Source organism: Aminipila sp. (assembly GCF_032051575.1).
GTDB lineage: Bacteria > Bacillota > Clostridia > Peptostreptococcales > Anaerovoracaceae > Aminipila.
In genome coordinates, this window is record NZ_DAMBYD010000004.1 from 273,075 (window position 1) to 290,847 (window position 17,773).

9 protein-coding genes and 1 pseudogene are annotated in these 17,773 nt (G+C 37.3%); 8 read left to right on the forward strand and 2 right to left on the reverse strand.

The features are described from left to right. Positions 1-103 precede the first annotated feature (103 nt). On the forward strand, positions 104-8,998 hold the full coding sequence (locus RTW14_RS07310) for an InlB B-repeat-containing protein (RefSeq protein ID WP_312649052.1): 8,895 nt from the start codon (positions 104-106) through the stop codon (positions 8,996-8,998). A 90-nt stretch (positions 8,999-9,088) separates the two neighbouring features. On the opposite strand, the gene RTW14_RS07315 is transcribed toward RTW14_RS07310, so the two are convergent. Beyond that, the gene (locus RTW14_RS07315; protein WP_312649053.1) at positions 9,089-9,865 is read right to left on the reverse strand and encodes an enoyl-CoA hydratase-related protein; all 777 of its coding nucleotides are present in this window, start codon (positions 9,863-9,865) and stop codon (positions 9,089-9,091) included. Between the two features lie 98 nt (positions 9,866-9,963). Here RTW14_RS07315 and RTW14_RS07320 point away from each other — a divergent pair, with 98 nt between their 5' ends. Beyond that, on the forward strand, positions 9,964-10,098 hold the full coding sequence (locus tag RTW14_RS07320) for a hypothetical protein (protein WP_312649054.1): 135 nt from the start codon (positions 9,964-9,966) through the stop codon (positions 10,096-10,098). Between the two features lie 464 nt (positions 10,099-10,562). Here the strand turns inward: RTW14_RS07320 and RTW14_RS18830 are convergent. After that, a pseudogene (locus RTW14_RS18830) lies at positions 10,563-10,907 on the reverse strand (nucleoside recognition domain-containing protein); the annotation flags it as partial. Positions 10,908-10,998: 91 nt separating this feature from the next. Here RTW14_RS18830 and RTW14_RS07325 point away from each other — a divergent pair. The 6 genes from RTW14_RS07325 to RTW14_RS07350 are packed head-to-tail and all read left to right on the forward strand — an operon-like array spanning position 10,999 to position 17,758. Further along, a complete protein-coding gene (locus tag RTW14_RS07325) occupies positions 10,999-12,315 on the forward strand; it encodes a DNA recombination protein RmuC (protein ID WP_312649055.1) in 1,317 nt (438 codons plus the stop codon). Between the two features lie 6 nt (positions 12,316-12,321). Next, positions 12,322-13,017 (forward strand): metallophosphoesterase, encoded by a 696-nt coding sequence (locus RTW14_RS07330; protein ID WP_312649056.1) that lies wholly within the window; start codon positions 12,322-12,324, stop codon positions 13,015-13,017. A gap of 16 nt (positions 13,018-13,033) precedes the next feature. Further along, positions 13,034-14,209: a phosphopentomutase gene (locus RTW14_RS07335; protein WP_312649057.1), complete on the forward strand. Its 1,176-nt coding sequence runs from the start codon at positions 13,034-13,036 to the stop codon at positions 14,207-14,209. 23 nt (positions 14,210-14,232) lie between these two features. Further along, the gene (locus RTW14_RS07340) at positions 14,233-15,537 is read left to right on the forward strand and encodes a pyrimidine-nucleoside phosphorylase (RefSeq protein ID WP_312649058.1); all 1,305 of its coding nucleotides are present in this window, start codon (positions 14,233-14,235) and stop codon (positions 15,535-15,537) included. Positions 15,538-15,566: 29 nt separating this feature from the next. Continuing rightward, complete coding sequence (locus tag RTW14_RS07345) at positions 15,567-16,514, forward strand: alpha/beta hydrolase (protein ID WP_312649059.1); 948 nt, start codon at positions 15,567-15,569, stop codon at positions 16,512-16,514. Continuing rightward, positions 16,493-17,758: an acyltransferase gene (locus RTW14_RS07350; protein WP_312649060.1), complete on the forward strand. Its 1,266-nt coding sequence runs from the start codon at positions 16,493-16,495 to the stop codon at positions 17,756-17,758. Before RTW14_RS07345 ends, RTW14_RS07350 begins: the two co-directional genes overlap by 22 nt. The last annotated feature ends 15 nt before the right edge of the window (positions 17,759-17,773 follow it).

Sequence of the window (17,773 nt, forward strand, 5' to 3'; positions counted from 1 at the left end):
TAGATAGGATAATCTGAGCAACTGTACAAAATCAGAGAAGGATGTGCCCCCCCGCCTAAGGTGACGGACACATCCTTATTTTAAGTAGAGGATGGTAAAAACAATGAAGCATAGAAAGAGAAACTTTCTTTTGAGTTTAGTGCTGTGTATGGCTTTGCTTTTGGGACAAGTGATGCCGGCAGTATGGAGCTATGCAGAAAGCGATATCACAGTGCAGGCAGGTGAGACGGAAAAAATTCAATTAAATGAAGAAAAAGAGACGAATCCTTCTATAGAGATTAATGAAAGTAAAAGTGAAAAAGAAGGTATAAATGAAGGTACAAACTCCGAAACAGACACTAAGGATGGGAGTATTACCAAAAATAATGAGAGCAAAGTTGACAGTGAGAAAAAAGAAGAATCTACTGCTGAGGAGGGTTTAAAAGAAAATACAGACACAACAAGTAGCAGTATTGATACAACAGTAACAACAGGGAGTGCTGTTGGGGAAGATAAAAATACAACAGACAGCAGTATAAATACTGAGACTGAACCAACCGAATCAAAGGATACCTTGAATGAACTGCTTGAGGATAAAGTTGTTGAGCCAATTATGGAAGTTCTTGAGGAGGTATTAGGCGGACCGGTCAATATAAAGAATTATGATGCAAACTCAAAATCAAAAGAATATTTTATTGAAGATACAGAGGGATTAAAAAAATTGGGGGAATTGGTCAACAGTGGAACTAGCTTTGAAGGAAAAAGCATAAGCGTGACCAAAGAAATTAATTTGCAAAATGAAGAATGGATACCTATAGGCACGGCGGCAAACCCTTTTGGCGGAGTGTTTGATGGGGGCGACAAGAAAATAACTAACTTAAAAATCGAAACTTCAAGCTTGGAATATATCGGGCTTTTTGGATATATCAAAAAGGCAACTATTCAAAATGTAAAGACTGAAAAAGGTAGTATAGAGGGAAATACATCAGAAAAAAACTTATATGCAGGAGGCCTTGCAGGCTGTGCAGAAGAGAGCAAATTTTCAAATTGCAGTAATGCAGTAAGTATCATGACTTTAAATTCAATTACAGATGCTCAAAAAAATGAAACTCATACTGGAGGTCTTGTAGGTTATGTAGAAAAGAGTAATTTTACGGATTGCAGTAATGACGGTAACATTACCTCTGCCTCAGAGGCAAAGAAAAATTTAATTCATAAGGGAGGAACAGGGGGGATTGCTGGTTCTGCTGAAGAAGGAAGCTTTTTAAATTGCAAAAATGCCGGAAAGATTGATGGAGGATGGTCAAATGAAAACTTTCAAAATTACCCTTCAGGAGGAATTTTAGGTCAAGCTAAGGATGTTACTCTTACAGGTTGTCAAAATAATGGAAAGGTAAAAATTAAAGGCTGGTGGGTTGGCGGTATTTTAGGCAGAGGGCAAACTTTGCAAGGGAAAAATGTTTCCATTACCAACTGTCAGAACAATGGAGAAATAGAAATAAACGGTCAATATGTTGGTGGAGTGATTGGTATAGCAGAAGCTTCTGAAGATAAAATTATTTTCATTACAGATTGTCAGAATAATGGGGAAATAGAAGTAACAAACGGTCAATATATAGGTGGAGTAATTGGTCAAGGGCAAGCTGTACAAATTAAATCTTGCCGAAACCTTAAGGAGATAAATGGAAAAACAAAAATAGGTGGCTTTGGTGGTGAGTTACAAAATAGCAGTATAAAGGATTGCAGTAACGAAGGAAATATTTCTGCTTCAAATTTTAGGGCGGGAGGAATTGTTGCCTATGCTCAACAAACAGAAATATTGCAGTGCAAAAACATAGGAATGATAGAGGCAGTTAAATATGCAGGAGGAGTAGTAGGAGAGTTAAGCAATTGTCCAAACATCAGTAATAATTATAATATAGGAAGCATTAGTGCAAGTAAACAGTATGCAGGAGGAATTGCAGGAAAATCCGCTAGTAGTATTGTTACATCATGCTATAATTGGGGGAAAATAGATTCAATGAATTCAAAAGGTGGGATTGTTACAGATAATAACACCACTGTTATACATTGCTATTTTTTAGATACTTGTATTGCAAATCCCGTGGATACAAAATATGCTATAGGCAAAGATGAGATTTCTTTTTCTAACGGAGAGGTGGCTTATCTTTTAAATACACAGGCAGACGGAAGTCATTCCGATATCTGGGGTCAAGCCAAGGAATATCCTGTTTTTGCGGATAATGAACATCCTGTGGTATGCAAAGCTGTCTTAAAGATTAATAAAGCAGAAGAGCAGACTACTGGTGGATCTATCATGCTGGAAAACAGTACAGAATCGGAGCAATATCTGGTAAAGAAAGACCTTACTGTCAAAGTAAAACCAGATGAAGGCTACATTTTAAAACTACTTAGCCTAAATGACGGTAATGGAAATAAAATAAATAAATCCAGGGAAGATCAAGGTGACGGAAGTATAATATTCACTTTTAAAAATCCCGGTAAGGATATAAGTGCAGAAGCTACTTTTGAGAAAAAAGGTGAGAATGCTCCAGATGAACTGAATGTTGTCTGGAGTTTAAATGGAGGGACTGTTACTAAGGGAACAATGCCTGAACGTATAAAATATGGTGCTGTTTTAAAAGAACCTTCAGTTGAAAAAAAAGGATATACGCTTATGGGATGGTATGTTGGTGAAAATCCCCAGCCAGAGAAAGAACAGTCTTATGATTTTGATAGTGTAGTGACTGGAAATCTTACCTTAACCGCCATATGGTGTGAAGATGCTTTATATGTAACTTTTGATCCTAACTATGATGGAGCTGAATCTGAAGAACCTACACGTTTTGCCTTTGGCGGGAAATTCCAGTTGAAAGAAATAAGCAGACCAACTCCTGAAGGAATGGAATATAAGATGCTGGGCTGGTATACCGAAAAACAAGACAAAGAAACAGGCAAAGTCAAGGGAACAAAATGGGAGAAAGATCAGGAAATTACTCAGCGTGGAAGAATAACTCTTTATGCTGCATGGGAGCTGGTGGATTCATTTAATAACGGCACAGAAGAAAACCCTTTTATTATTAATGATGCAGAAACCTTAAAGCTTCTGGCAGAACGAGTGAACAGTGGAAATGTTTCAGGATATAAGGGCAAATATTTTAAATTAGGAAAGGATATCGATTTAAAAGAAATTCCATCATGGACACCCATAGGGACACAGGAACATCCGTTTCAGGGCAATTTTAATGGTGATTATCACACCATTACCAACTTGAAAATCCATGAACCTGAAAAGGATAATCAGGGATTATTTGGATATGTGTCATATACAACAAGAGAACCTTCTGTAAGGAATTTGTATCTTGAAGATGTAACTGTGATTGGGAAGTGTAATGTAGGAGGAATCATAGGAGGCATATTTGGGTGCGGCAGTAGTGAATTTAAAAGTTTAGGGGTAAAAAGCGGCAAAATATCCGGAACTGCAAAAGTAGGTGGCATAATTGGAAGTATTATGCTAAATCCGGAATATACTCGTTCCGGAGATTATTGTTTAATGTTTAATGCAGCTAATATAACAGCATCAAACGGAGAAGCAGGAGGAATAGTAGGCAACGTAAATACTCAAAATTCATTAAGTTACTGTTATAATACAGGAAAGATTTCTGGAGCAAATGCAGGAGCTATTACAGGAAAAGGTTATACAGGCAATACTAATTGCTACTATTTAGATGAAAGCATTGCAGAACCAGTGGACAAAATAAATGCAGAGGCAAAAAATGCTTTGTTCTTTAAGAGTGGGGAAGCAGCCTATAACTTAGATTGTGGAAATAATTCCCAACGTACAGAATATTGGAGTCAGGGTGAGAGCTTTCCCATTTTTGCTGACAGCGAGAATAAAGCGGTATATAAGCTATCAATGACACAAGGTGAAAATGGTACTATTACTATAAGCGGTTTAAATGACAAATCCTTTAGATATGTAAAAGCAAATACAAAGGTAGATGTTACAGTATCCGCAGAGAAAAATTGCATTTTAAAACAGTTAAAGGTGACAGAGTTTAAAAGCGGGAAAGCAGTAGAAACACAAGGGACAGGAGCTGGAACAGTAGAAATCTATTTTAATATGCCTACGGCAGATGTGAATATATTATCCATATTTGCACCTAAAGGGGAAGGCAATGTTAACATAAAATATGATTTGGATGGTGGAGATTGGGAAGATTATCCAGATCCTTCAGCACAGATTCCTTTTGGTACAGTGCTTAAACAACCTTCTGTAAATCCTCAGAAAACAGGTTATGATTTTCGAGGTTGGTATGTGGGAAATCAAAAATATAACTTTTCAGAAGCGGTAACAGAGGATGTAACTTTAACCGCAAAGTGGAGTACCCACGGTAAATTCATTGTAAGTTTTAATCTAAACCATGAAGGCTGGTCAAAGGAACAAATACCAGAGCAGTTTAAGGATCAGGAGATTGAGCCAAATGGAAAGGTAAACAAACCTGAAAATCCAAAATGGGTATATAAAGATAAACATACGGCGTATAAATTTTGCGGCTGGTATACGGAACCTGTAGGGGGAAAAGTATGGGATTTCTCTAATAATATCATAAAAGAGGATACGGTTCTTTATGCCCAGTGGAAAGAAGTAGATGCTATGTCAGCAGGTACTTTATCAGAACCATGTATTATTGATTCTGTTGAGATGTTGCAGTATCTAGCAGAGTGTGTGAATGAAGGCAATAGCTATAAAGGCTGTTATTTCTGTTTAAAGTCAGATTTGGATTTAAAGGATATTCCTTCATGGACGCCAATCGGAACCGCATCCGCTCCTTTTTCAGGACATTTTGATGGAAATGGTCATGTTATTCAAAATCTGACTATTAGTGCAAAAACAGATTATGCAGGTTTGTTCGGTAACATAAGCTTTGCTGAGGTGAAGAATTTAACTCTAAATGAAGTACAGATTGAAGGTGGAAATTACGTTGGTGGTATTGCAGGAATGGCAGGTCAAAGTTGTGGAAAGGTCCTACAGGTTAACAATCTTTCGAGTTTAAAGGTCAGCGGAACGATAATAGGGATAAGTCAAGTTGGTGGCATTGCAGGAACCACAGGCGAAAGTAATTTCTTGGGCTCCACCTTTAGTGGAACAGTAACTGGTACTGACCAAGTTGGCGGTATTGCAGGAGAGACTTATGGAGGAAATTTTAATGATTGCAAAGTCAGTGGAAGCATAAAAGGAGAAGATAAAGTAGGCGGGATTTCTGGAAAAATAAGTTTTTACGAAAACAAACAGCAGCAGGGCGAAAACTATGGAGCTAACATAGAAAACTGTTCCAATGAGGCAAATGTTGCAGGTTCCAATTATGTAGGCGGTTTGGCTGGATATGGACAAGATATTATAAGTGTGCAAAAAGTGTATAATCAAGGAACGATTTCCGGAGAGGATTTAACGGGTGGTCTTCTAGGAGGGCTTTCACAAGGTGCTGTAGATGAAAAGGAATTTATTGTTTCTCTTTGTTACAATACGGGAAAGGTAAAGAGCACTGCTTCTGAAGCAAAGGGCATAGGTGGATTAATTGGAGTCCAAGAGAATCCTGGAAAGATTAAGGTAAAGGATTCGTATAATGCCGGTATAATGGAAACTCCATCTACAGTAAACGTAGGAGGCATTGCAGGGACCAATTTCAAAAACATTACAAATTGTTACTATCTGACATCGGGAAAGTCTTTTGCAGATGCGGCTTATAGTAAAGCCATGAAGCTGGAGGACTTTGAAAGTGGGCGGGCAGCCTATCTGATGGATGGTGGAACAGGAGTACATAGTAATGTATGGGGTCAAGGCATAGAGCATCCGGTTTTTGCAGATGAAACACATCCTTCAGTGTATGAAATTAGTTTAAGCGTAACTGGAGCCGGTATTGTTTCAGGTGCAGGGCTGGAAAAGGGTCTAAATTATAAGTCCTTTAAAGGAGAACAGACAATTGAAGTAAAACCGTTAGGAAATCATATCATCAGTTTGTTTGAAGTTGTAGATACAGCAGGAAAGGTACTTTACAGCGGTAGCGGAAAGGAAATTTTGAATTATCAATTGCCAAGTGGAAAGTCTATGAATATTCATGCTGCATTTGCTGAAAAGGCGGACAAGAAATTTACTGTAACCTTTGACTTTAGAGGAGGGAAAATTGACAATCAGGAAATGCTGAAAAAAACAGAAATCCCTTTTGGAACCAAAGCATTAGAGTTGAAACCACATGAAAGTCCAATCAAAGAAATCGAGGGTAAGCAATATGCTTTCGTAGGATGGTATATAGATGCAGATTTGAATACAGCGTTTAATTTTGACACTTTGATTACTGAGGATACAACTATTTATGCAAAATACAAAGAAAAAACAACTATTCGATTTAATCTGAACGGACCAAAGGCAGGAGATGGGGCTAGCACTACTCCCCCAGAGCAGAAGCTTATTATAGGAGATAAAGTAACTAAACCTGAAAATCCAACATGGGGGTCTACAAAGGATCAAAATGACATTGAACAGTCTCATGTATTCTTGGGTTGGTCAACGGATCCGGTGAGATGGATGGAATGGAACTTTAATGAACCTTTAAAGGAAGAAGATGAGGGAAAAACCATTACTCTGTATGCTCACTGGAAGACTACTTATAATATAGAAGATGAAAAACTAAAAGACATAACAGATGCAGGATTGTTTGAAAAACTGTCAGAAAATGTACGGAATGGGGAGAGTTATTTAGGTAAAAAGCTGAATTTGGGAGAGGATATCACATTAGATGGTTGGACTCGTTCCATAGGAAGTCAAAGCTGTCCATTTGAAGGGAGCTTTGACGGCAATGGACATACAATTATGGTCAAAGATGGAAACATGCCATTATTCGGATATATTGGACAAAGTGGGAGCCTCAATAATGTGACCGTTTCAGGAAACATGATGGCAAAAGACACCGATACTTTTGGCGGACTAGTCAATACGAACAAGGGAGTAATCAAGAGTTGTCATGCAAGGAATTTAACCATTGAAGGAGGAAATGCTGAGGCAGTAGGTGGAATTGCGGGAGAAACCATAGGTTATTTAAAAGACTGCACAGTAGACGAAAGCAGTCGCATTTCCGGTCACAATGCTGTTGGAGGTGTGACAGGAAGTATAAATCTAGATAATGCTTCCATAAGTGGGTGCAAGAATGCAGGAGAGGTAATCAGTGAAAACGGCGTTGCAGGCGGTATTATTGGATCGAATAAAAAAGATTGGAATGGTCATGCAAGCCAAATCCAAAATTCCAGCAACAGCGGAAAGATTCAGGGAGACCAGCAGGCTGGCGGGATTGTGGGGATGATTATTATTCCTTTGACTTTGGATAATTGTAAAAATACCGGAAATATTTCTTCTGAGCATGGAGATTCTGGTGGTATTGTAGGGTTCTTCAAAGGAAGAAATAACACACCTGGTCAAAGATCCATTTTATTCTGTGAAAATAGTGGGGAAGTTGCAGGATATAAGAATGTTGGAGGCATCACAGGAGGCATTAGTGAGGGACATATATTGATTGACCATTGCAAAAATAATGGCAAGATTATAGGAAGTGGTTCTGTTGCAGTTGCTGGTGGTATGTTGGGAATCGCTGAAGATGAGCGTTTGGTGACAATATCTGAATGTATAAACATGGGGGAAGTAGTTTCAACAGGAAGTTATGCTGCGGGAATATTAGGACGTAAAGTAGATACAGGTGGCAAGATTTCCAAATGCAGCAACACGGGAGCTGTAACCTGTAACGGCACTGCCTGCGGAATCGCGGGAGTAGGACTTGAAAAAATAGAAAACTGTTATAGTGTGGCAATGCTTACCGGTTCCACAACCTATGGGATTTGTAGCAACTACGATCGAGCAGATACGCCTACCACTATTGAAAACTGCTATTGGTACAACAAAGACAGCAAAGTGGATGGACTGTGCAACAATGCAACAGGTGTAACCCTTAAAAACAGTTATTATTACAGTACAGAGATTGTAAGAAGCAGAACTTTGGGCCTTCTTGGGTCCCTGATGGGAACAGAAGAAGTCCTTTCGGAAAGAGGCGTATCCTTATCCGCAGAGAATCCAGAGCCGATGGCTCAGCCAGAAAAAGCATTTACAGGAGGAAAGATTGCCTACTTGCTAGATGGGGGAAACAACATGCCTCATAAAAATGTTTGGACACAAGGAGATCTTTATCCGACCTTTGGCAAGGGAAATGATTCCGTTTATAAGGTTACCATAAGTTCTAGAACAGGGGGGACAGCTTCTATCAAGGGAGAAATGGAGACCGCTTATTTGGTACAGGGCAAGGCAGTAGCGGTTACTGTTACGCCGAATGCGGCAACAGAAACAGCTAAATATGAACTAGATTCTTTAAGCCTTGATGGAAATGGAAAGGGAACTATTTCAGAAAGCAACCTTACTTTAGGTGACGGAAATGCAGTGTTAACGGCCAACTTTAAGATGGTTGGGGTAAAGCCGGAGCCAAAACCAGAACCAAAGCCAGATAATCAGTCCGGCAAAGGCGGGCATGGGAAAGGTAGCGGCACAGGTAACGGCAATGGCAACGATGATTTTGGGAAAACTGGTGAAGGAGGCGGAACTGGAGATGGAATCGGAAAGGGCAGCGACAGCGGAGATCATGAGGGTGCTCACGAAACCGGTGACAAGACCACTGTAACCAATCCGACGGCTATGACGCAAAGTGAAGGAAAAACACCTGAAAACGTGTTGATGGTGCAACAGGATGAACAAAATCAGATTGAAAAAGAGGAAGTGATACAAGCTTCTGGTGGGTCTACGGAAGGTGGCAGCATTGGAAATGAAAAAGAGAAAGAAAAAGTTAAATTAACCATTTTTGAGATTGTCAAGAAAACAGCACAGGAGAATCCATGGCTCATCGTTATGTTTGTGGCAATTATCGTGATGATTTTAGCATTTGGAGCAATTGGCAGATATAAAAACTATAGAAAAGATAATTAAATATTTGTAAAATCACTTTTGAGTGTTACAGTAAAAAAGAGTCTATAACCATTGAAATATGGTCATAGACTCTTTTGAAATTTAATTCATTTATTTCTTCTGGAACTTAGCTTCTCTCTTTTCAAGAAAAGCACCCATACCTTCTGTTTTATCCTGAGATGCAAATGGTGCTGTAAATGCTTCAATTTCCATAGCACTTGCAGTCTTCATATCAAGACCATAACCATTATTGATAACTGTTTTTGCAGCAGCAATCGCTATAGGAGCCTTTGACATAATTGTTTTAGCAATTTTTTCTGCAGTGGCCATTAATTCTTCAGGTGGAACCAGTTTTTCAACGAGACCAATTCTGTAGGCTTCATCAGCAGGAACCATTTCTGCTGTCATAATTAAGTACTTACCCATGTTTTTTCCAACAAGTCTAGGAAGTCTTTGCGTACCACCGAAACCAGGAATAATTCCAAGATTTACTTCAGGTTGACCAAACTTAGCTTTTTCAGAAGCAACTCTGATATCACAAGCCATAGCCAGCTCGCATCCACCACCAAGGGCAAAACCATTTACCGCAGCAATTATTGGCTTTTCGATTGATTCCATGTAGTTCATAAGTTTATGACCTGTAATCATCATGTTTCTGCCTTCAATTGCATCAAGAGAATGCATCTGAGCAATATCAGCTCCAGCGACGAAAGCTTTTCCTTCTCCTGTTAAAATTGCAGAACAAATATCATCGTTATTTTCTACTTCAGTGAACGCAGCATATAATTCATTTAAAACATCAATATTTAATGCGTTCATTGCTTGAGGACGATTGATTGTGATAAATGCAATTTTATCTTTTACTTCAAATTTTAAGTTCTCGTACATATTAAAAACTTCCTTTCATCTATGAAATATTTTATACAAATATCATAACACTTCAGCTAGATATTGGCAATATTAACAAGGAAGATAATATTTTTCCGATGGCTAGAGATATGAATATACAGAAAAACCAAATTGCAATAACAATCAATTTATTTTCATGCTTAAATAAAATAATCATTGAAGCAAGACAGGGAACAAATAAAGTAAGCATTACGGTACATATAAAAATTTGAGGGTCTGTAAAACTGCCATTTGAAAATAAGGACAACAGACTGGAAGCGCCTAAATCTTTTTTTATAATGCTTAAGATAAAAATGGTTGCTGAGTCTGCAGGAAGATGCAAAAAGTTACAAAAAAGCGGTGCGGAAAAGGTGCATAGCTTATGTATATAGCCACAATAATTTAATATAGAAACAATGATGTTACCGATGGCAAAAGGTACAGCGGTTTCTATTAGAAATCCAATGCTGTTACGAAGTGACTTGAATAGAAGCGGCAAGAGTTTAGGCATGAAAAAATAATATCTACATTTAAATCTACATTTCGATGACTGGCTGCAATGAGAGAACGTATCATTAGGGAAAAATAAATTTAAGATATAGCTTAGAAATAAAAATATCGAAAGTATAATCAATGTATAAGCAATTAGATAATTTTTACTGGTTTGAAATAGTAAGACTGAATTGATAACTAACTGAGCAGAGCAGGGAATAATCATACAAAGAAGAATTTGTGCAATTCTTCGCTCCCGTTTATTGCTGGTTAACTGTAAGGCACCTAATGCTACAGTAACACAGCCAAAACCCAGCAGGAGCGGCAATAGGGTATTGGAGGATAGTCCAAATTTATTCAGTATCCTGTCTACTTTTGAGGAAGCAATTCTTAACAAATTTGATTCCAGTAAAAATAACTGTAAAAGGTAGAATGACGTTATAATTGGAAATAAAATTTTGAATAAAAAATAGGGTACCATGGTGAGCAATCCGAAATCACCATAAAGGGTGTACTGGATTAAAGAATGCAGGTTATTTGTCATATTCATTTTGGGTTTTTAAACCTCCTAATTTGTGGTATACTTATATAGACAATATGCATGATATATTGATTGCAGAATAAGAAAGGCGGATAGATTTATGAGTTCAATGATAAGCATGGCATTTATTGGAGGCATGAGCTTATTATTTATTGCGATAAATATATATATATATATATCTATGAAAGGCCAGATATTACATATTAACGAAAAGTCTGAAAAAGATATGAATCAAATAAGGTTAGAATTAGTAAGCGAAATTAAATCATCCAGACAGGAAACGATGCAGTTTATACAAGGCAGTTTTAAAGCTATGGGGGATATGGTTGCTGGCAATCAGAAAGAATCTGCTGAAGCACAGGATATGCGGCTGGCACAGTTAAACAGACAGTTTAATGATATGGCTATGCTAAATGAGCATAAACTGGAAAACATTCGTAAAACTATGGAAACAAGGCTGGCAGCATTACAGGAAGAAAATAAAAATCAGCTAGACCAAATGAGAAATACTGTGGATGAAAAGCTGCAGAAAACCTTAGAGGATAGAATAAGCCAGTCCTTTAAACTTGTAAGCGAAAGATTGGAACAAGTTTATAAAGGACTTGGTGAAATGCAGGCATTAGCTTCTGGGGTGGGAGATCTAAAGAAAGTTCTGTCCAATGTTAAGACTAGAGGAATCTTAGGGGAAATACAGCTTGGAGCTATACTTGAACAAATACTATCAAAAGAGCAATACGAAGAAAATATAAGAACCAAAAGCAGTGGAACTGAAAGAGTTGAGTTTGCAATAAAACTTCCTGGAGATCAGGATGGCGTGGTTTATTTACCTATAGATGCTAAATTCCCTGGAGATGCGTATACTAAGCTTGTAGAAGCATATGATTCAGGTAATGCTGCAGAAATTGATGAAGCAGCAAAGAATTTGGAAAGAGCCATAAAGAAAGCAGCAAAGGATATTCATGAGAAGTATGTAGAGCCACCTGCAACTACTGACTTTGCTATCATGTTTTTACCTTTTGAAGGGCTTTATGCAGAAGTGGTTAGAAGAGGCATGGTTGAGGTACTGCAGAGAGAATACAAAATTAGTATTGCAGGACCTACTACGATGGCTGCACTTCTTAACAGTTTACAAATGGGATTTAAAACTCTTGCGATACAAAAACATTCCAGTCAAGTCTGGGATATTTTAGGGGCGGTTAAAACAGAGTTTGATAAGTTTGGTAATGTTCTGGAAGCAACTCAGCAGAGAATTAATCAAGCAAATGCTGAGTTGGATAAGCTGATTGGAACAAGGACTAGAAGTATTCAAAGAAAACTTAGAGGTATTACTAGTTTAAGTGAATTGGAAAGCACATCTATATTAGAATTAGAATCAAACAATTTAATTGGATATTTAAATGATGAAGAAGAGGAATAAACGTAGATGAAGATTTTTGCTATTGCGGATTTACATTTATCTTTTGATGAACGTGTGCAGAAACCCATGGATATCTATGGTGGACAGTGGTTGAATCATACGGATAGATTAAAGGAAAACTGGGAAGAAACAATTACAAAAGAGGATATTGTTTTAATTCCAGGCGATATATCCTGGGCATTAAAAAAGGAAGAGGCACTGGTGGATTTAGAGTGGATTCAGGAACTGCCAGGTAGAAAGATACTCACAAAGGGTAATCATGATCTTTGGTGGACGGGTGTAGGAAAATTAAATAAACTTTATGAAAATATGATTTTCTTGCAAAATGATTTTTATGCAGCAGGAAATATTGCTATTTGTGGATGCAGGGGCTGGGTATGCCCAGGAAGTGATGAATTTACACTGCATGATAATAAAATTTATGAGAGAGAACTCTTGAGACTTGAATTTTCTTTGTCAGCTGCTGAAAAAATGGGTTTTAAAAGAATTGTGGGTATGATGCATTATCCACCTACTAATGATCGAATGCAAAACTCCGGCTTTACAGAACTGTTTTCAAAATATGGTGTGGAGAGAGTAGTTTATGGACATCTACATGGAAAAGACGGGTATAAAAATGGATTGAAAGGTATAATGAATGGCGTAGAGTATAGTCTAACCTCGTTGGATTATTTACAATGCAAGCCACTGCAAATATTATAAAAAGGGAGAGTGCGAAATGAAGAGAGTAACATTAATCGTTTTAGACAGTTTAGGAATAGGTGAACTTCCAGATGCAGAAAGCTATGGAGACAAAGGGGCTGATACATTTGGACACATTGTAGATCATATGGAGAATTTTAATATACCGAATTTAAGAAAGCTAGGTTTTGGAAATATTCAAGGAGCAGCCCAGGGCAGACTTGCTGTAGATACTCCTTTAGGAGCTTTTGGGAAACTAAAAGAAAAATCAAAAGGAAAGGATACTATTACAGGACATTGGGAAATAGCAGGCCTTTATACAGAAGTACCATTTAAGACTTATCCGGATGGCTTTCCAAAGGATTTTATGAAAGCTTATGAAGAAGCGATAGGTGTTGAAACTTTAGGAAATTATGCAGCATCTGGCACTGAGATTATTGAGGAATTAGGACCTGAGCATGAGACTACAGGGAAACCAATAATTTACACTTCTGCCGATAGTGTATTTCAGATTGCAGCAAATACAGCAGTGATTCCGCTAAAAAGGTTATATGAAATTTGTGAAATTGCAAGAAAAATGCTGGTAGGTGATGTGGCTTGTGGAAGGGTTATAGCAAGGCCTTATATAATAGATGAAAAAGGAAACAGAACCAGAACCTCTGAACGAAAAGATTATGCAGTTTCGCCCACAGGTAAGACGGTTTTAGATCATGTTAAGGCTGCTGGTAAAACAGTTTATGCCATAGGTAAGATTAGTGATATTTTTAATGGTCATGGTGTGGCTACTTCCGTCCATACGGACAACAATATGGACGGAGTGGATAAAACAATAGAAGCCCTGAAACAAGACTTTGAAGGATTCATATTTACTAACCTAGTAGACTTTGACTCAAAGTATGGGCATAGAAGAGATGCAATAGGATATGGGAAAGCAATTGAGGAGTTTGACGAAAGGATTCCAGAGATTATATCTGCTATGGGTGAAGAGGATGTTTTGATGCTTTGTGCTGACCATGGAAATGATCCTGTTCATGCAGGCTGGGATCATACCCGAGAACATATTCCTGTTGTTGTTTATGGAAAAGAAGTGAAAGAAGGAACCGATTTGGGAGTCAGGGAATCTTTTGCGGATATTGGCGCAACTATATCAGAAATTCTTAACGTAGACAAAACTGAAATTGGTAAAAGTTTCTTATCTTTATTAAAGGCATAGATATGAATCAAGGGGGAAATAGTATGAATATGAATGATATCATTGGCAAAAAGCGTGATGGTGGTAAGCTTAACCAAGAAGAGATTGAGTACTTTGTTTCAGGATATACAGATGGTAGTATACCAGATTATCAGGCATCAGCTTTACTAATGGCTATTTACTTACAAAAGATGGATAAAGAAGAGACTTTTCATTTAACCCGTGCTATGAAATGTTCGGGTGATGTAATAGACTTGTCTGGAATTGAAGGAATTAAGGTAGATAAGCATAGTACTGGTGGAGTAGGTGACAAAACTACATTAGTTGTGGCACCTCTAGCCGCTGCCTGCGGGGTACCCATTGCAAAAATGAGCGGAAGAGGCTTAGGCTTTACGGGTGGTACAGTTGATAAAATGGAATCAATACCTGGTTTTCAGACTACAGTTGAAGCGGATAAGTTTATGGAACAGGTAAATACTATTGGCCTTTCTGTAATTGGGCAGACTGCACATATTGCACCTGCAGATAAAAAAATTTACGCACTTAGGGACGTAACGGCTACAGTGGGCAATATGAGTCTGATATCTTCAAGTATTATGAGTAAGAAGCTGGCTTCAGGTAGTGATGCGATTGTTCTGGACGTAAAGTGTGGCGATGGCGCCTTTATGGAAAATTTTGAAGATGCTTGTATCTTGGGAAAAATGATGGTTGAGATTGGAAATGCTGACCATAAAAAAACAATTGCTGTAATCACAGATATGAATCAGCCTTTAGGAAAGGCTGTGGGAAACAGCCTTGAAGTAATTGAAGCGATTGATACGTTAAAGGGCAAAGGACCAAGTGATATCACAGAACTTTCCCTTACTCTGGCAGGAATTATGATTTTTGCAGGAGGCAAGGCTGAAAGCAAAGAGCAGGGATATGAAATGGCTAAACACGCACTTGAAAGTGGCGAAGCCTTGAACAAACTGTCTGAGTTTATTGAAGGGCAAGGTGGAAATCCTGAAATTTTAAATGATTATAGCAAGTTTCCTCAGCATACATGCACAAAAGAAATTGCTTGTCATAAATCAGGTTATGTAAACAAAATTGCAGCGAAGGCTATTGGACTGGCTTCTCAACATTCTGGGGCAGGTAGAGCAACTAAAGAAGATACCATTGACTTATCTGCAGGAATATATCTTCATAAGAAGGTTGGTGACAAAGTATCTAAAGGAGAAGTTTTGGCAACGGTTTATGGAACTGATGTTGAAAAAGTGGCAAAAAGTGTAGAAGAAGCAGAAAAAGCTTTTATTATTTCAGAGAATGCACCTAAAAAAGAAGAATTGATTAAAAAGATTATAATTTAGGATTTAGTTAATCTGGAACAGGAGTATATATGACAATAAAACGGTTTTCGAGGGCTGTAATTAAAGCTATTTCCAAAACTGAATTTGATATAAAAAAAACGTATCAGATTGAGAGGTCTATAAAGAACTTTAAAGTCCCTCTTTTGATGCATATATATAAAAGATGGAACTATAAAGTCTACACAGGTAATCGGGAAATCCTTACAAGAGTATTTAATCCTAAATCGGGAGAACCAGAAAATACTATTATTTTTTTTCATGGTGGAGGATGGGTTACTGAAACTATAGATAGTTATAACAATGTATGCAAACATCTTTCTAAACACACAAATTGTATTGTTATTTCTGTTGAATACCGATTAGCACCAGAGCACCCCTTTCCCCAAGGCTTGGAAGACTGCTATGCAGTAGCTAAGCTGGCACATGACAAACAGAAAGAAGAGAATTTATTACCCGGGAAAATAATTCTGATGGGAGATAGTGCAGGTGGTAATCTAGCGGCTGCAGTATCATTAAGAGCAAGAGACAGAGGAGAATTTAAAGTGGATACACAGATTCTGCTTTATCCTGCGACCTATTGGGATCACAGTATGATATCACCATTCGATTCCATCAGGGAAAATGGCACAGGATATATACTTACCGCTAAAAGAGTATGTGATTATATGACATTGTATAAAAGAAATGACAAAGACTTAATGAATCCATATTTTGCTCCATTGATGGCTGGTGATTTTTCGAACCAACCTAAAACTCTACTGATAACAGCAGAATTTGATCCCCTAAGGGATGAAGGAGAAGAATATGGTAAAAGACTTTCTGAGGCTGGAAATGAAGTTAAAATGTATCGAATGAAAGATGCACTTCATGGATTTATAAGCTTAGGACAATATAATGTATTTGTCAGGAAAACTTATGGCTTAATAAATACGTTTTTAAATGAAAGAGATGAATCATGTACAAAGGACAAACATTAGAGTGGCTTAAACTTGATAATGCAGGAAAGATTTTTCCTTCTACCAGTGGAAAAAGAAATACAAGTGTATTTCGGTTTTCTTGTGAGCTTTATGAAAATGTGGAACCAGAGAAACTTCAACAAGCAGTTGAAATGACAATAGAAGAATTTCCACACTTCTTAAGTATTTTAAGAGCCGGAGTTTTTTGGCATTATCTTGAAATCAGTAGATTAAAACCAAAGGTGCACATAGAGAATAGAGAAATCTGCGGCCCTCTTTTTAGCAAATATAATCAGGGCTTACTATTTGATGTTTCATATTATGGCAACAGAATTAATTTAGAGGTATATCATGCTTTGGCAGATGGAACTGGTACTTTGCATTTCTTGAAGACTTTAATCTATAATTATGTTACTTTAATTCATAGACAACTTAAGGAGGATACTGGGTTAAAGCCACAGTATACGGCACCATATTCTTCAAGAATTGAGGATGGATTTAAAAAATATTATAGAAAAGAAATTAGAAAACGTTCTTTAAAGCCCCATAAAGCATACAAAGTTAAAGGGAACAAGACTGTTCCTGGGACTTATGTATGCATTGAAGGCATTATGGATTGTAAACAGGTTTTGGAACTTGCAAAGAGGCATGAAGCTTCATTAACTGTTTTTTTAACAGCACTTTTGGTTAAGGCTATACACATGGAAAGACAGAAATCCAAGGAAAACCAAGATATTGTAGTAACAGTACCCGTTGATTTAAGAAACTATTTCCCATCTGAAACTGCAAGAAATTTCTTTGGAAATATTCGTGTTTCATATAATTTTGAAAAAAGTGGTGAGGAATTAATTGATATAATAGAATCTATAAAAAATGGATTTAAAGAGGAATTAACAGAACAAAAATTAAGTAAAAGGTTAAGCCGGTTAATGTCTTTTGAAAATCATAAAATTATAAGAATGATACCTTTATTTATGAAGAATTGGATTCTTAAGGTTGTTCGGAGAATATCTGATTCGGAGGAGACCACTGTGATTTCTAATGTAGGAAAAGTGGAACTGCCTGATAGGCTAAAAAGTTATATAAAGCTGGTCAATGTATATGTGGGGACAAGCGGTATTCAACTTTGTACTTGCACTTATGAAAATTATTTAAGCATAACTTTTTCTTCAGTATTTTTAGAAACAGATATACAGCGTAACTTTTACAGAAGCCTGACAAAACTAGGTGTAAAAGTTGAAATTAGAAGTAACATAATGGAATAATGATGAAAGGGAAAG